At 65.6% G+C, this 12,748-nt stretch carries 14 protein-coding genes and 1 pseudogene; 5 read left to right on the top strand and 10 right to left on the bottom strand.

Translation table 11 applies throughout. The annotated features are described in order from the left end of the window. On the top strand, window positions 1–188 hold a 188-nt coding region (locus JQ580_RS33495), incomplete at its 5' end, for a hypothetical protein (RefSeq protein ID WP_212285608.1). Window positions 189–333: 145 nt separating this feature from the next. Here the strand turns inward: JQ580_RS33495 and JQ580_RS33500 are convergent. From JQ580_RS33500 to fliI, 6 genes are all read right to left on the bottom strand, one after another. Next, window positions 334–1,554 (bottom strand): NAD(P)/FAD-dependent oxidoreductase, encoded by a 1,221-nt coding sequence (locus JQ580_RS33500; RefSeq protein WP_212285610.1) that lies wholly within the window; start codon window positions 1,552–1,554, stop codon window positions 334–336. A gap of 112 nt (window positions 1,555–1,666) precedes the next feature. Next, entirely contained in the window at window positions 1,667–2,626 is a 960-nt protein-coding gene (locus JQ580_RS33505) for a helix-turn-helix transcriptional regulator (RefSeq protein WP_212285612.1), read from the bottom strand. 270 nt (window positions 2,627–2,896) lie between these two features. Continuing rightward, window positions 2,897–3,946: an anti-sigma factor gene (locus tag JQ580_RS33510; protein WP_212285614.1), complete on the bottom strand. Its 1,050-nt coding sequence runs from the start codon at window positions 3,944–3,946 to the stop codon at window positions 2,897–2,899. Between the two features lie 37 nt (window positions 3,947–3,983). Continuing rightward, a complete protein-coding gene (locus tag JQ580_RS33515; RefSeq protein ID WP_212285616.1) occupies window positions 3,984–4,529 on the bottom strand; it encodes a sigma-70 family RNA polymerase sigma factor in 546 nt (181 codons plus the stop codon). A gap of 182 nt (window positions 4,530–4,711) precedes the next feature. Beyond that, on the bottom strand, window positions 4,712–5,131 hold the full coding sequence (gene fliJ / locus JQ580_RS33520) for a flagellar export protein FliJ (RefSeq protein ID WP_008138882.1): 420 nt from the start codon (window positions 5,129–5,131) through the stop codon (window positions 4,712–4,714). Window positions 5,132–5,264: 133 nt separating this feature from the next. Continuing rightward, complete coding sequence (fliI, locus tag JQ580_RS33525) at window positions 5,265–6,590, bottom strand: flagellar protein export ATPase FliI (RefSeq protein ID WP_212285618.1); 1,326 nt, start codon at window positions 6,588–6,590, stop codon at window positions 5,265–5,267. A gap of 439 nt (window positions 6,591–7,029) precedes the next feature. Between fliI and ctrA the strand changes: the two genes are divergently transcribed. The 4 genes from ctrA to JQ580_RS33545 all read left to right on the top strand — a co-directional run bounded on the left by ctrA (window position 7,030) and on the right by JQ580_RS33545 (window position 9,848). After that, entirely contained in the window at window positions 7,030–7,731 is a 702-nt protein-coding gene (gene ctrA / locus JQ580_RS33530; protein WP_008138878.1) for a response regulator transcription factor CtrA, read from the top strand. A 172-nt stretch (window positions 7,732–7,903) separates the two neighbouring features. Further along, window positions 7,904–8,308, top strand: coding sequence for a DUF350 domain-containing protein (locus tag JQ580_RS33535; RefSeq protein ID WP_212285620.1), 405 nt, complete (start codon window positions 7,904–7,906; stop codon window positions 8,306–8,308). A 1-nt stretch (window position 8,309) separates the two neighbouring features. Beyond that, a complete protein-coding gene (locus JQ580_RS33540; RefSeq protein WP_212285622.1) occupies window positions 8,310–8,684 on the top strand; it encodes a hypothetical protein in 375 nt (124 codons plus the stop codon). Between the two features lie 3 nt (window positions 8,685–8,687). After that, entirely contained in the window at window positions 8,688–9,848 is a 1,161-nt protein-coding gene (locus tag JQ580_RS33545) for a glutathionylspermidine synthase family protein (protein ID WP_212285624.1), read from the top strand. Window positions 9,849–10,010: 162 nt separating this feature from the next. On the opposite strand, the gene JQ580_RS33550 is transcribed toward JQ580_RS33545, so the two are convergent. From JQ580_RS33550 to JQ580_RS34060, 4 genes and pseudogenes are all read right to left on the bottom strand, one after another. Then, window positions 10,011–10,883 (bottom strand): CheR family methyltransferase, encoded by an 873-nt coding sequence (locus JQ580_RS33550; protein WP_212285626.1) that lies wholly within the window; start codon window positions 10,881–10,883, stop codon window positions 10,011–10,013. Beyond that, the gene (locus JQ580_RS33555) at window positions 10,880–12,076 is read right to left on the bottom strand and encodes a protein-glutamate methylesterase/protein-glutamine glutaminase (protein ID WP_212285628.1); all 1,197 of its coding nucleotides are present in this window, start codon (window positions 12,074–12,076) and stop codon (window positions 10,880–10,882) included. The genes JQ580_RS33550 and JQ580_RS33555 overlap by 4 nt, the downstream gene beginning before the upstream one ends. A 75-nt stretch (window positions 12,077–12,151) precedes the next feature. Next, on the bottom strand, window positions 12,152–12,517 hold the full coding sequence (locus JQ580_RS33560; protein WP_007600538.1) for a response regulator: 366 nt from the start codon (window positions 12,515–12,517) through the stop codon (window positions 12,152–12,154). 75 nt (window positions 12,518–12,592) lie between these two features. Next, window positions 12,593–12,748: pseudogene (locus JQ580_RS34060) on the bottom strand (chemotaxis protein CheW); the annotation flags it as partial.

Raw genomic sequence — 12,748 nt, forward strand, 5'->3', positions numbered from 1 at the left:
CGATGCGATCTGCGTCCACCGCCGCCCGGCCCGCGTTCGTGACGATCGCGATACGCCCCTCTTCCTTGGGCCGGGTTGAGGCGACACATACGCCGTTTCCGAAATTCGGTAAAGTGGAATATATTTTGCGAGATGCGTTGACCGCCATCTTGGGTGTTTTGTTCGCCAGGCATCGCGATATCTTGTAGCCCGGATGGCGCGCAGCGTATTCCGGGAGCCGCAAGCGGGTACGAGGAGCCTCGGATTTCGCTCCACCCCGGCTCCGGCGCTGCGTGCTATCCTTGCAGACTTGGAACATCCGCTGTCTCAAAGGCATGCACCAGATAGATAGGACTACCGCATCCCATAGGTCGGAGGCGGCGCCTGCACAATTGGCGCAGCCGCGGCGAACAGCTCATCTTTGCTCCCCGTCAGCGGCGGATAGATGCGCTTGCGATTAATGGTCTGCTTGGTCGCCTTCGCGGCCGCCCCGGTGGTCCGCACCTCGCGATCCCACCCTTCGGTATAGAGCGCGCCCCAGCCGCCGAGATCGAGCACGGTGACGTACCAGTCGATCCGCAGCGGCAGCATCGGCAAGCCCGCGAGATCCGCTACGACGTTGTGGCCGGCGAATCGGCCCATGGGCCGGGCGAACTGGCAGGACATCACCGTCGGATGCAATCCGTCGACCACGCTCGATGCAACATCGCCGGCAGCGAACACACCCGAAACGTCCGCAACCCGCATGAAAGGATCGACCAGCAGCCGCCCGAAGCGATCGCGCCCGCTCGCAAAGCCCATCGCAAGCCGGCTCGCGCGCATCCCCGCGCACCAGATCACCGTCTGCGTCGGAATGAACTCGCCCGAGTCCAGGCGGATGCCCGCGGCCTCGATGGATGCGACACGCGCACCGAGACGTGTCTCGACGTCGAGTGACGACAACGCCGTCTCGATGACAGGGCGCGCACGCGCGCCGATGGTGGCGCCGACCGTCGGATTGGGATCGACCAGGATAATGCGGCGATTGCCAGTGATGCCGGCGCGCGCCAGTCTGTCCGGCATCTCGGCCGCGACCTCGATGCCGGTAAAGCCGGCGCCGACCACCACCACAGTCGAACGCCCGGGCGAAGGCGCGCTCCGGCCGAGCGAGATCAGATGATCCTCGAGGCGGAGTGCCGCGGCGTAGGTGTCGACGTCGAAGGCGCGGTCGGCAACGCCCGGAATGTCGGGACGCATCACCTCGCTGCCGAGCGCCAGCACCAGCCGGTCGTAGTCCAAGGTCGCCTCGCCGCCGCTCGTAACCAAGGAGATCTCGCGCCGTGACGGATCGATGGCCTCGACCTCGCCGATGCCGTGAGTGACGCCGATCGGATCGAGCAATGGCCCCAGCGGAAGCGCGACCTCGCTGAGATCGACCTCGTAATTCCGTACTCGGATGTTGTGATAGGGATTGCGGTCGATGAGGTGGATCTCGATGTCGCGGCCGGCCGCGCCAATCTCGTCGCGCTTGCGTGCGGCGCCGATGGCCGCCCACAGGCCTGCAAACCCGGCGCCGAGCACGACGATACGCGCCATGTCTGCCTTTGCTTATCCCGAGGAACGAGCGGTCTGCCCGCGCAAGCAGATTAGCTCATCGGTCCGGATCGACCAACGGTGGCAGCATCGCGCCGCCGCACAAAATCCAAGCTCAGGCCTCGCGCAGGTCCGACGGCGTCGCGCCGAAGCGCTTGCGGAAGGCGCGGTTGAAATAGGACAGGTCGGAAAAGCCCGAGGAATGCGCGATGTCGCTGATCTTGCGCGCCCTGGCGCGGGGATCGCCGAGCAGTTTACGCGCCTGCAACAGGCGCTGCTCGAGCACGAATTCGGTGAAGGTGGTGCCGGCCTGCTCGAACAGGCGTTGCGCCTGGCGCGGGCTCAAGCCCGAGCGCGTCGCGATCTCGGACAGGCAGAGATCGTTGCGGCCAAGCGCGGCCATCACGTCGGCGCGCATGAGGTCGAGGCGGGCCGCCGCGTGGCCGCGGCCGCGGGCAAGGCTGGCATGCTCGGCATCGGTGCCGAGCAGGAGGCCAACGAGATCGACCATATGCTGCGCGGTCAGGCGCTGGCCAACCGCGTCCAGGTGCGGCGCGTGATTGGCGGCGAGCGCATGGTAGCGGAAGATGGTCTCGGCGACCGCGCCATCGACGAGCACTTGCGACAGCTTGTCCTCGGCGCGCGGATGAATGTCGAGCAGCGCGCGGCGCGGCATGCGGATGCTGGTGAAGCGGTCTTCGTCGGTGTGGCCGACGCTGCCGGTGATGGCCATGTCGACCAGCACCATCTGCGCGGGCGCGAGTTCTACGGTATGACCGTTCTGTCCGACATGGACGAGGCCGGCATGCGCGGCGATCAGCACGAGGTCGTCGCTGCCGTCGGCAAGGTGGCTCTGGGTGCGGGAATATTGCGCGGAGGCGCCTTCGGGAATGGCGAGCGCGATGTTGTCGACCACGCTGACCTGAAGGCGGCAATCGATGCTGTCGCCATGGCTCGGCCCGATATCGAGGCCGCAGGCGCCGAAGGCCCGCTCGCGCCAATGTTCGAACGCCGGGCCTTGCGGCAGTCCCGTGTATTGGTGAACGAAGATGCCGGGCGTTTTCGCTGCATCCATCTGATTCCTAGCCCCTCTGCGGCTTCCGCGATCGGCGGCGCCGACTGCATTTCCGGGAATTTGACGCCAGGAATTGCGACGAGGTTCAAATTGGGCGCGGATTCAAGGGTACTTGTCGGGATACGACGGCGGCAGGGACCGTAGCGACAGGTTCACAGCCCTGCATGAGGTCGTGTCGCCCGGAGGGGCGACGGCGACATGCAGGAACAGGCGTCCCGGATATCGCTTCCGCCGTCGTTCTCCGAGCTCCGGCGGACCCGGCTACGGGACCTATTTTTTCGCCGGCGCCTGTGGCTGGGACGGCGGCACGGTCTCGATCAGCTTGCCGGAAAACACCGGGGACGAGGTCGGCCGGCCGTCGGGCGAACCGCCGGCCTGCTCGACCGTGACGGCGTAGGTCGCGCCGTTGACGACCTCGGAATCATAGGAGGCGAGCAGTTGTCGCGCGGTGAAATCACTGGCGCCGATCACGCCGAGCGAGCGCGGGCGCGGCAGCTTGTCGGAGATCAGCCAGAGCTCGAAGCTCTTGCCGGGCTCCGGTGTCGCGCCGACCTTGCGCACGGTGAAGTTCTTGGTCGCGCCGTCGATGGTGAGGATGAAGGCGGGACCGCCGGCCTGGCCCTGCAGCAGCGCGACATATTGCGCCGCTGCGGTGAGCGGCGCGGCCGGCGTCTTCACTTCCACCGTCTGGATGCGCGGTGCGGGACGCAACACCCCCGGCAGCGCGTCGGGCAGGAAGATCTGGAGCGACAGGGTCACCAACAACGCGGCCGCGAGCGCGCCGACCGCGGATGCGATTCCGCGCCAGCGCTTCACGCGGCTCTCGAGATAGATCACGTTGGTGTCGTCCACGATCGGCACCTGCGGCATGTGGACGACATGCGGATCGGGCGCGTGGACCTGCGGCATGAACACCGGCGCAATGTCGCCAATGGCATCGGATCCGGAGCGCATCGGCTCGGGCTGCTCTGCTTCGGCAGGCGGCGACTCTGGTTGCGGTCCCCGCTCCGACGGTGCTGGCGGCGGCGCGGCTTCGACGGGCGGGATCGGTGGCGGCACGATGTCGGCCAGCCCGGGCGGCTGCAGTGCCTGCGCAGTGCGCGCGATCTCGGACCTGATGTTCTCCCACACGACCGGACGCGGCTCGACCGAGCCGACCATCTGGTTGAGCGCGCCGAGCCGGAAGGCCCAGGCCCGCACGATGTCGGCGAACGCTTGGTCCACCGCCATCATGGTCTCGACCTGCGCGCGCTCATCGGCATCGAGCGTACCGAGCGCATATTCCGCGGCGAGCGCGATATGGTCCTCCGTGTAGGCCATCAATTGCGGTCCAGAGCCACCTTCACAGTATAAATCCTCACAGTCCGAGGCACTCCCGGATATCCAGCATGCTGCGCCGCAGCCACGTCTTCACCGTGTTGACGGGAGTCGCGAATTTCTCCGCCAATTGCTCGCGGCTCCAGCCGTTGTAATAGGCGAGAAGCACCAGCCGCTGACGGTCCGGCTCGAGCCGGCCGATGCATTCCAGCAGCCGCTTCAACTCCTCGGTCATCTCCCGGCGCGCCAGCGGATCGGGGCTGTCGGCCGCCACCTCCATGGCTTGCGGCTCCTCCTCGATGGAGCTTTCCGTTTTCTTGCGCACGATGTCGATCGCACGGTTGCGCGCAATCGAGACCATCCACGTGATTGGCGACGCCAGCGCCGGATTGAACCCGCCGGCGCCGTTCCAGATCTTGACGTAGGTCTCCTGAATGACTTCCTCTGCGAGATCCTGTCGGCGCAAGATACGGAGTACGACGCCAAAGAGTTTCGCGCGCGTGGCGGCATAGAGGCGCTCGAAGGCGGCCTGATCGCCCTTCGCCACCGCCTCGATCAACCCGACCAGCTCTGCTGGCGTCAGCATTCAGCCCCCCGACACGCGGGCCATCGCGTTCCGCGCAGGCCCCGGCACTTCGCCACCATAGCGCGCGGCCAAGCCGACCACCAAGGGGTGCGGCGCCACACTGTGGACATCACACGCGAAAACCCGGACCTTGCGGGTCCGGGTTTCACAAATTCTCAGGTACTTTGGCGCTGGCTGGGCCTTCAGGCGACGGCGCCGATGCGGGCGCGCATCAGGCCGATGCTGTCGAGGTCGGCCTGCTCGCGGGCGTTTTCCTCGGCGCGCTCGCGCGCCTGGTCGCGCTCGTCCAGGAGCTCGACCTTCTTGAGTTCCTCGAAGGCCTCGGCCAGCGCGGCCTTGGCTTCGTCGAGCTGGCCCTTGAGCTCGTCGGCCGAGCGGGTCAGGTTCTCGCGGCGCTGGATGGCGGCCTTGGCATAGGTCGGATAGGCGAAGTGCGAGGGATCGTTGATCCCGGCACGCTCCTGCTCGGTCGTGATCTCGCGCTCGAGATCGGTCGACATCCGCTGGAAGTCGGCGATCATGGTCTCGATCTGGGTGACCCGGCGGCGCTTCTCGTCGACCTGAAACTTCTTCAGGCGGATGAGGGTATCTCGTGACTTCATCGACTCGTACTCCCCAGAAGTCCCCTCGCTGCACGTGGGACGTCACCGGTCTTCCCACAGGCCCGATTGGGGCCAAGACTTGCGCCAAGACCGGCTCTGCTACTCTGTGGGATGGGATGATGACCGGACAAAGTTAGCGTTCCGTTTCCAAATTGCCGAGGATATGAGCCAATTGGCGATACCCGTCCGCCAGGGACGCATTTTCGTCCTTGCGCTGGCGCAGGAAGGTCTCCAGCGGCTCGTGCAGGCGGATCGCCTCGTCGACCTCGGGGCTGGAGCCGGCCCGATAGGCGCCGAGCCGGATCAATTCCTCCATGTCGGCATAGGTCGCCATCACCGCCCGCGCCTTCTGGATGACGGGCCAGAACTCCGGATCGGCCGATTTCGGCATGGTGCGTGAGACGGATTTGAGGATGTTGATGGCGGGATAGCGGCCGCGCTCGGCGATCGAGCGCTGCATCACGATGTGGCCGTCGAGGATGCCGCGGACGGCATCAGCGATCGGCTCGTTGTGGTCGTCGCCATCGACCAGCACCGTGAAGATCGCGGTGATGGCGCCCTCCCCGAGGCCCGGCCCGGCGCGCTCCAGAAGTTTCGGCAACTCGGTGAAGACCGTCGGCGTGTAGCCCTTGGCGGTCGGTGGCTCGCCGGCGGACAGGCCGATCTCGCGCTGGGCCATGGCAAAGCGCGTCACCGAATCCATCAGGCAGAGCACGTCCTTTTCCTCGTCGCGAAAATATTCGGCGACCGCGAGCGTCAGATACGCCGCCTGGCGGCGCATCAGCGCCGGCTCGTCCGACGTTGCGACCACCACGACGGAACGCGCGAGGCCTTCCTCGCCGAGGTCGTCCTGCAGGAATTCCTGAACCTCGCGACCGCGTTCGCCGATCAGCCCGATCACGCTGACCGCGGCGTCGACGTTGCGCGCGAGCATCGACAGCAGCACCGACTTGCCGACGCCGGAGCCTGCGAAGATGCCCATGCGCTGCCCGCGGCAGCAGGTGAGGAAGGTGTTCATCGCGCGCACGCCGAGATCGAGCGGAGCGCCGACACGCTTGCGCGAATGCGCCGGCGGCGGCGCATTGCGGAACGGCATCGGCGAAGCGCCTTGCGGCAGCGGTCCCTTGCCGTCGATGGGCTCGCCCAGCGCGTTGACGACGCGGCCGAGCCAGGCCGATGACGGCCGCACCAGATTGGCGGCGTTGGCGATGACGGCCTTGCAGCCGCGGCGCACGCCGTCGAGGCCGGCGAACGGCATCACGACAGCATTGTTGCCGGAGAAGCCGATCACCTCGCAGGGGATCGAACGGTTGGCGCCGGTCTCAATCACCAGCCGCGCGCCGACCGACATCGCATGGATCGGCCCCGCAACCTCGACCATCAGGCCGCGAACGCCGACCACGCGGCCATAGATGTTGACGCCGTCGATATCGCCGATCTGTTCGGCAAGAGCCTTCATCTGGGGGCCTTCATTAAGGGACGCGCCTTGCTTGCCCCGGGGTCGCCGATTGCGATCCCCGGGCCGTCACGGGGAAAACCTTAAGTTTCGCCATATTTCTGAACGGAGCTTAACTCCGTGTTTACCCGCATCATTAATCATTGCGTCACTGTCTTTGTGACTGAGCGTGACTCCCCTTCAGAAGAAGGCTGAGTCGCGGGAGTCGGTTAGGCCCGTCTCTTAAAGTGGAACTTGAACGGAGCTGGGTGACGAAAGCTGCTTCACGCGCAAGACCTTAGGGCGATTCGACAAAAATTGCACCGGGAGGACTTGCGTTCCAGAATCAGGATTTGTTAACCATCTGTTGTCAGGATCCGAATCAGTTGTTCAAAGGCGTTTTGTTGAGTGCCGCGAATGCGGCCGACCTGACGCCCAGGAGCGGCGACTATGGGGAACTGGCATGCGCGTTTTGCTGATTGAAGATGACAGCGCCGTCGCGCAGTCGATCGAGCTGATGTTGAAGTCTGAGAGCTTTAACGTCTACACGACCGATTTGGGGGAAGAAGGCGTCGATCTCGGTAAATTATACGATTACGACATCATTCTTCTCGACCTCAACCTGCCCGACATGTCCGGTTACGACGTGCTCAAGCAGCTCCGGGTTTCCAAGATCAAGACACCGATTCTGATCCTCTCCGGCCTCGCCGGCATCGAGGACAAGGTCAAGGGTCTCGGCGTCGGCGCCGACGACTACATGACCAAGCCCTTCCACAAGGACGAGCTGGTGGCCCGGATCCACGCGATCGTGCGCCGCTCCAAGGGTCACGCCCAGTCGGTCATCCAGACCGGCGACCTCGTCGTCAACCTCGACACCAAGACGGTGGAAGTCGGCGGCCAGCGCGTGCATCTGACCGGCAAGGAATACCAGATGCTGGAGCTGCTCTCGCTCCGCAAGGGTACAACCCTCACCAAGGAAATGTTCCTCAACCACCTCTATGGCGGCATGGACGAGCCCGAGCTGAAGATCATCGACGTCTTCATCTGCAAGCTCCGCAAGAAGCTGGCCAACGCTTCCGAGGGACGCAACTTCATCGAGACCGTGTGGGGCCGCGGCTACGTGCTGCGCGAGCCGCACGAGCACGAAGAGCGCATTCCCGCCTGATCTTCTGGGTTTACGTCGCAAGCCCTCTCGGGCTTGCTCCTCCCAGCCTGGACCCCGCCGCAAATGGCGGGGTTTTGTTTTTTGGGGACACGCGCGCGGCCTCGTCCTCCTCCCGGAATTGAACCGCTATCCTCCTTCCGCCGACGAATGGTCGCTGCACGACGGGGGAACGATGATCCTGCAATCACTGGCCGGCCTGCCCGCCTTCCTGGTCTATTTCTGCACCGGGCTGATCGCGATCGTGGCGTATCTGTTCGTCTACACCCGCATCACCGCGCATAACGAGTTTCAGCTGATCCGCGACAACGAGCCGGCCGCCGCGATCGCGCTCGGCCTCAGCCTGGTCGGCTTCGTGGCGCCGCTGGTCAGCGCCATCGCGCATTCGGCCAATGTGCTGGACTGCCTGATCTGGGCGACCATCGCGCTGATCGTGCAGGTCATCGTGTTCTTCCTCGTCAAGGTCCCGGTGCCGAACCTGTCGGAGCGAATCTCTGCCGGCGAGCTTGCGCCCGCGATCTGGCTCGGCTTGTCCTCGCTCGCGGCAGGACTGCTCAACGCCGCCTGCATGATCTACTGAGATGGCCGACACACCGTCCAAAAAGCAGTTCGGCAAGCGCCGGCCGGTCGCCCAGCCGACGCCTCCGCCGACGAAACGCTCGGGCCATGTCGCGCTGCTGGTGATGGGCACGCTTGCGGTCGGTACCACCGCCTACACGCTGATGCCGCGGCAGACCTGCGAGCCCACGCCCGGCGCCGTGCCGGGGCAGACCACCACGACCTGCACCAGCAGCAGCTCGTCAGGCGGCAGCTCGCGCTGGTCGTCCCGATCGAGCTTCTTCAGCGGCGATTCCTCCAGCCATTCCGCGTCGAGCACGTCATCGGACTCGGGCCACAGCAGCGTCAGCCGCGGCGGCTTCGGCTCGTTCGGCCACGGCTTCTCGGGCGGCGGCTAGCGGATGCAACGTATCACCTGTCTCGAGCGCGACGACTGGCGGGAGACCGCGGCGCAATGCGGCTTCGTCTTCCACACGATCGACGGCGAACGCTATTGGGACGAGCGCGCCTATTACGGCTTCACGCTGGACGAGATCGAGCGCGGCATCGAGACGCCGACCGGCGAGATCGAGGCGATGTGCCTGGAGCTCGCCGGCCGTGTCATCGGCGACGAGCGGCAGCTGCGGCGCTTGCAGATTCCGGAAGCATTCTGGAGTTTGATCGCCGAAAGCTGGAAGCGCGACGACCGCAGCCTTTACGGCCGGCTCGACCTGAAGTTCGACGGCAAGACGCCGGCCAAGCTGCTCGAATACAATGCGGACACGCCGACCTCGATCTTCGAGGCCGCGGTATTTCAATGGACCTGGCTCGAGCAGGCGATCGAGCGCCGCATCGTCCCGGTGCGCGCCGACCAGTTCAACTCCATCCACGAGCGATTGATCGCGGCGTGGAAGGAGATTGCGGCGGGCCGTCGCGTTCATCTCACCGGCACCACCGACAACGCCGAGGACGCCGGCACGCTGGCCTATCTCGAAGACACCGCGCGCCAGGCGGGACTCGCGACCACGCTGCTCGACATCGAACAGGTCGGCTGGCGCGACGAGCCCGGCGGTTTCGTCGATCTCGACGAGGCCGGCATCGCGCTTGCCTTCAAGCTGTACCCGTGGGAATGGATGTTCCACGACGCCTTCGGTGCAAAGCTCGCGGGCGCGCCGACGCGCTGGATCGAGCCACCGTGGAAGGCAATTCTCTCCAACAAGGGCATCCTGCCGTTGCTCTGGGAGATGTTTCCGAACCATCCCAATCTGCTGCCGGCGTTCTTCGAGGATGATCCGCGCGCCGCCGAACTCGGGGCGTCCTACGTGCGCAAGCCGTTGCTGTCGCGCGAAGGCGCCAACGTCACGCTGGTGTCCGGCGGCATGCCGCTCGACGAGCAGGCCGGTCCCTACGGCGCCGAGGGTTTCGTGCGCCAGGCGCTCTCGCCGCTGCCGAACTTTTCGGGGTTTTATCCGGTGATCGGAAGCTGGCTGGTGAACCACGCGCCGTGCGGCCTGTCGATCCGCGAGGACGAGAGCCCGATCACGGGCAACCACTCCCGGTTTCTGCCGCACGCGATTTTGTGAGGGGTCCCGTCATTCCGGGGCGCGACGAAGTCGCGAGCCCGGAAGCCATAATTACAGGCAGATCGAACGGCCCCACGTCTAACCGCCTGCCTGCTTCGATGGCCTGTGGCTATGGATTCCGGGCTCCGCGCTTGCGCGCGGTCCCGGAATGATGAGGGAGATTCACCTTGCCGCGGCAACCTTGAGCGACGGCGGCATCAATCCGCCCATGGGGCGGCCCGAGCGCGCGGGGTTGAGCTGGTAGAGACCGCGGCGCTCCGCGATGGGGCGGAACGCGTCGGTGATGCCGACGACGGATTCGGCAGCGCCGAGCAGCAGCGTGCCGTCGGCCTCCAGCCCCTTCGCCATGCGCTCGAAGATCACCGCCTTGGTGTCCTGGTCGAAATAGATCAGCACGTTGCGGCAGAAGATCACGTCGAACGTGCCGAGATGGGAGAAGTCCTGCAGCAGATTGAGCTGACGAAACTGCACCATCGCGCGGATGTCGGCATTGAGCTGCCAGACCTCTCCGGTCTGCGTGAAGTACTTCATCAGATGCTGGATCGGCAGGCCGCGCTGCACCTCGAACTGGCTGTAAAGGCCGGCCTTGGATTTCTCCAGCACCTCCTGCGACAGGTCGGTGGCGACGATCTCGACACGCCAGCCGGCGAGCGCGGCGCCCAACTCCTTCACGCACATCGCGATCGAATAGGGCTCCTGCCCCGTCGACGACGCCGCCGACCAGATGCGAAGCGATCTGCGCGCCGCGCGCGCCTGGATCAGGCCGGGCAGGATAGTCTCGCGCAAATGATCGAACGGGATCTTGTCGCGATAGAAGAAGGTCTCATTGGTGGTCATCGCTTCGACCACGTCGGTCGCCAGCCGGCCGTCGCCGTTCCTGATCTTCAGCACGAGATCGGGGATGCCGGGAAGGCTCGCCTTGCGCGCGAGCGGCAACAGCCGGCTCTCGACCAGGTACTGCTTGTCGGGCGACAGATCGAGGCCGGAGCGCTCTTTCAGGAACTTGCGCAGATAGTCGTAATCGGTGGGGGTCACGAGCGATCTCCCGCGAACAGGCGATTGACCTTGGCGCCGATCTGGTTGAGCGGCAGGATCGCCGCGCAGATGCCCGCATTGGCCGCCGCGCCCGGCATGCCCCAGACCACGCTGGAGGCTTCGTCCTGGGCGATGACGTTGCCGCCGGCGGCGACGATGTCCTTGCCTCCGCGCATGCCGTCCGAGCCCATGCCGGTCAGGATCACGGAGAGAATGGCGCCGTGCCAGATGTCGATGGCGGAGGTGAAGAGCGGATCGACCGCGGGCTTGCAGAAATTGACGGCAGGGCCGTCGTCCAGCGCGATCACGGTGTCAACGCCGCTGCGCGCCACGCGCATGTGCTTGCCGCCGGGGGCGAGATAGATGCGTCCCGGCTTCACCGGCTCGCCGTCGACCGCCTCGGCTGCCGGCCGGCGGCTCGAACGCGCCAGATGCTCGGCAAGGATGGTCGTGAAGGTCGGCGGCATGTGCTGGGTGATCAGCACGGGGACGCGATCGATCACCGGGCCGAGCTCTGTGACGAGCGCCATCAGCGCCTGCGGACCGCCAGTCGAGGAGCCGATTAGCAGCACCTTGGGGGCCTGCGACGAGAACGGCCGCGTGGTCATCCCCGATGCCGATTGCGGGTACAGGGACGTGGCCGGCGCGGGCGCGGCAGGGCGCGCAACGGGACTGCGCTGGACCGGAGCCGGGCTCGCGGGGGCCAGCGGCGGGCTGGCAACCGCAGGCCTGCGCCGCAGTCGCGCGCCAAGATGGCGGATCTTCTCGATCAGGTCGTGATGAAAGATGTCCGCGGCCGATGCCTCGCGCGTCGATTCCGGCTTCGGGATGTAATCGGCCGCACCCAGCGACAGCGCCTTGAAGCTGATCTCCGCGTTACGACGGGTCAGCGTCGAGGCCATGATGATGACCAGATCGCGCTTCTTGGCCAGCAGCTTCGGCAGCGCCGAGATGCCGTCGAGCTCGGGCATCTCGATGTCGAGCACGGCAACGTCGGGGTTGATGCGTTCGAGCTGGTTGACCGCCTCGAGCCCGGTCCGCAGCGAGGCTGCGACCTCCATGTCATGCTCGGCGCCGACCCAGCGTGAGATCAGACCGCGAATGACGACGGAGTCGTCGACGATCATCACTCGAAGCGGCCCGGCTTCGCGCGAGCCCGTCGGGGCGGAATTTCCTGCGAACGCAACACTCATTACTCACCAACTCAGACTGAAAGGATACAGTTGAAAAGAGGCACCGAAGGATCCGTTCCAGCCTCCGGCGAACGCTCAGATAAGTCCGACTTCCTGGAATTTCGCCGTCACGATGTCCTTGTCGAACGGCTTCATGATGTACTCGTTGGCACCGGCATGCAGCGCGCGCGCGATATGCGCGACGTCGTTCTCGGTGGTGCAGAACACCACCTTGGGCTGGTCGCCGCCGGGCATCCGCCTGAGATGGCCGAGAAACTCGTAGCCGTCCATCACGGGCATGTTCCAGTCGAGCAGCACCGCATCGGGCAGGCCGCGCTTGCAGGCCTCCAGCGCCTTCTCACCGTCCTCGGCTTCGAGGATCTGGAAGTCGAGGCCCTCCAGGATCCGGCGCGCAACCTTGCGGATGACGCTGGAATCATCAACGACGAGACAAGTCCGCATGTGAACCTCTGCTTCCCTCCCCCTTGTGCGGGGGACGCTTCCAATTGCAAGTCCGTCGGCAGCGATGCCGCCGTATCAGGCCGCCATCATCTCGGGCGCGAGCTCGAGGACGCGATCGACGTCGAGGACGACCATGAGCTGGCCGTCGAGGCGATGCACGCCGCCGGCGAGCTTGGCCATGCGCGGGTCGAGGTTGACGGGGTTTTCCTCCATGCCGGCCTCGGGCAGGCG

The organism is Bradyrhizobium sp. SZCCT0148 (assembly GCF_018129985.1).
Taxonomy (GTDB): domain Bacteria; phylum Pseudomonadota; class Alphaproteobacteria; order Rhizobiales; family Xanthobacteraceae; genus Bradyrhizobium; species Bradyrhizobium japonicum_H.

Coding starts and splice junctions, on each gene's coding strand:
- JQ580_RS33500 (WP_212285610.1), bottom strand. CDS start 1,554: ATGGCGCGTATCGTCGTGCTCGGCGCCGGGTTTGCAGGCCTGTGGGCG.
- JQ580_RS33505 (WP_212285612.1), bottom strand. CDS start 2,626: ATGGATGCAGCGAAAACGCCCGGCATCTTCGTTCACCAATACACGGGA.
- JQ580_RS33510 (WP_212285614.1), bottom strand. CDS start 3,946: ATGGCCTACACGGAGGACCATATCGCGCTCGCCGCGGAATATGCGCTC.
- JQ580_RS33515 (WP_212285616.1), bottom strand. CDS start 4,529: ATGCTGACGCCAGCAGAGCTGGTCGGGTTGATCGAGGCGGTGGCGAAG.
- fliJ (WP_008138882.1), bottom strand. CDS start 5,131: ATGAAGTCACGAGATACCCTCATCCGCCTGAAGAAGTTTCAGGTCGAC.
- fliI (WP_212285618.1), bottom strand. CDS start 6,590: ATGAAGGCTCTTGCCGAACAGATCGGCGATATCGACGGCGTCAACATC.
- ctrA (WP_008138878.1), top strand. CDS start 7,030: ATGCGCGTTTTGCTGATTGAAGATGACAGCGCCGTCGCGCAGTCGATC.
- JQ580_RS33535 (WP_212285620.1), top strand. CDS start 7,904: ATGATCCTGCAATCACTGGCCGGCCTGCCCGCCTTCCTGGTCTATTTC.
- JQ580_RS33540 (WP_212285622.1), top strand. CDS start 8,310: ATGGCCGACACACCGTCCAAAAAGCAGTTCGGCAAGCGCCGGCCGGTC.
- JQ580_RS33545 (WP_212285624.1), top strand. CDS start 8,688: ATGCAACGTATCACCTGTCTCGAGCGCGACGACTGGCGGGAGACCGCG.
- JQ580_RS33555 (WP_212285628.1), bottom strand. CDS start 12,076: ATGAGTGTTGCGTTCGCAGGAAATTCCGCCCCGACGGGCTCGCGCGAA.
- JQ580_RS33560 (WP_007600538.1), bottom strand. CDS start 12,517: ATGCGGACTTGTCTCGTCGTTGATGATTCCAGCGTCATCCGCAAGGTT.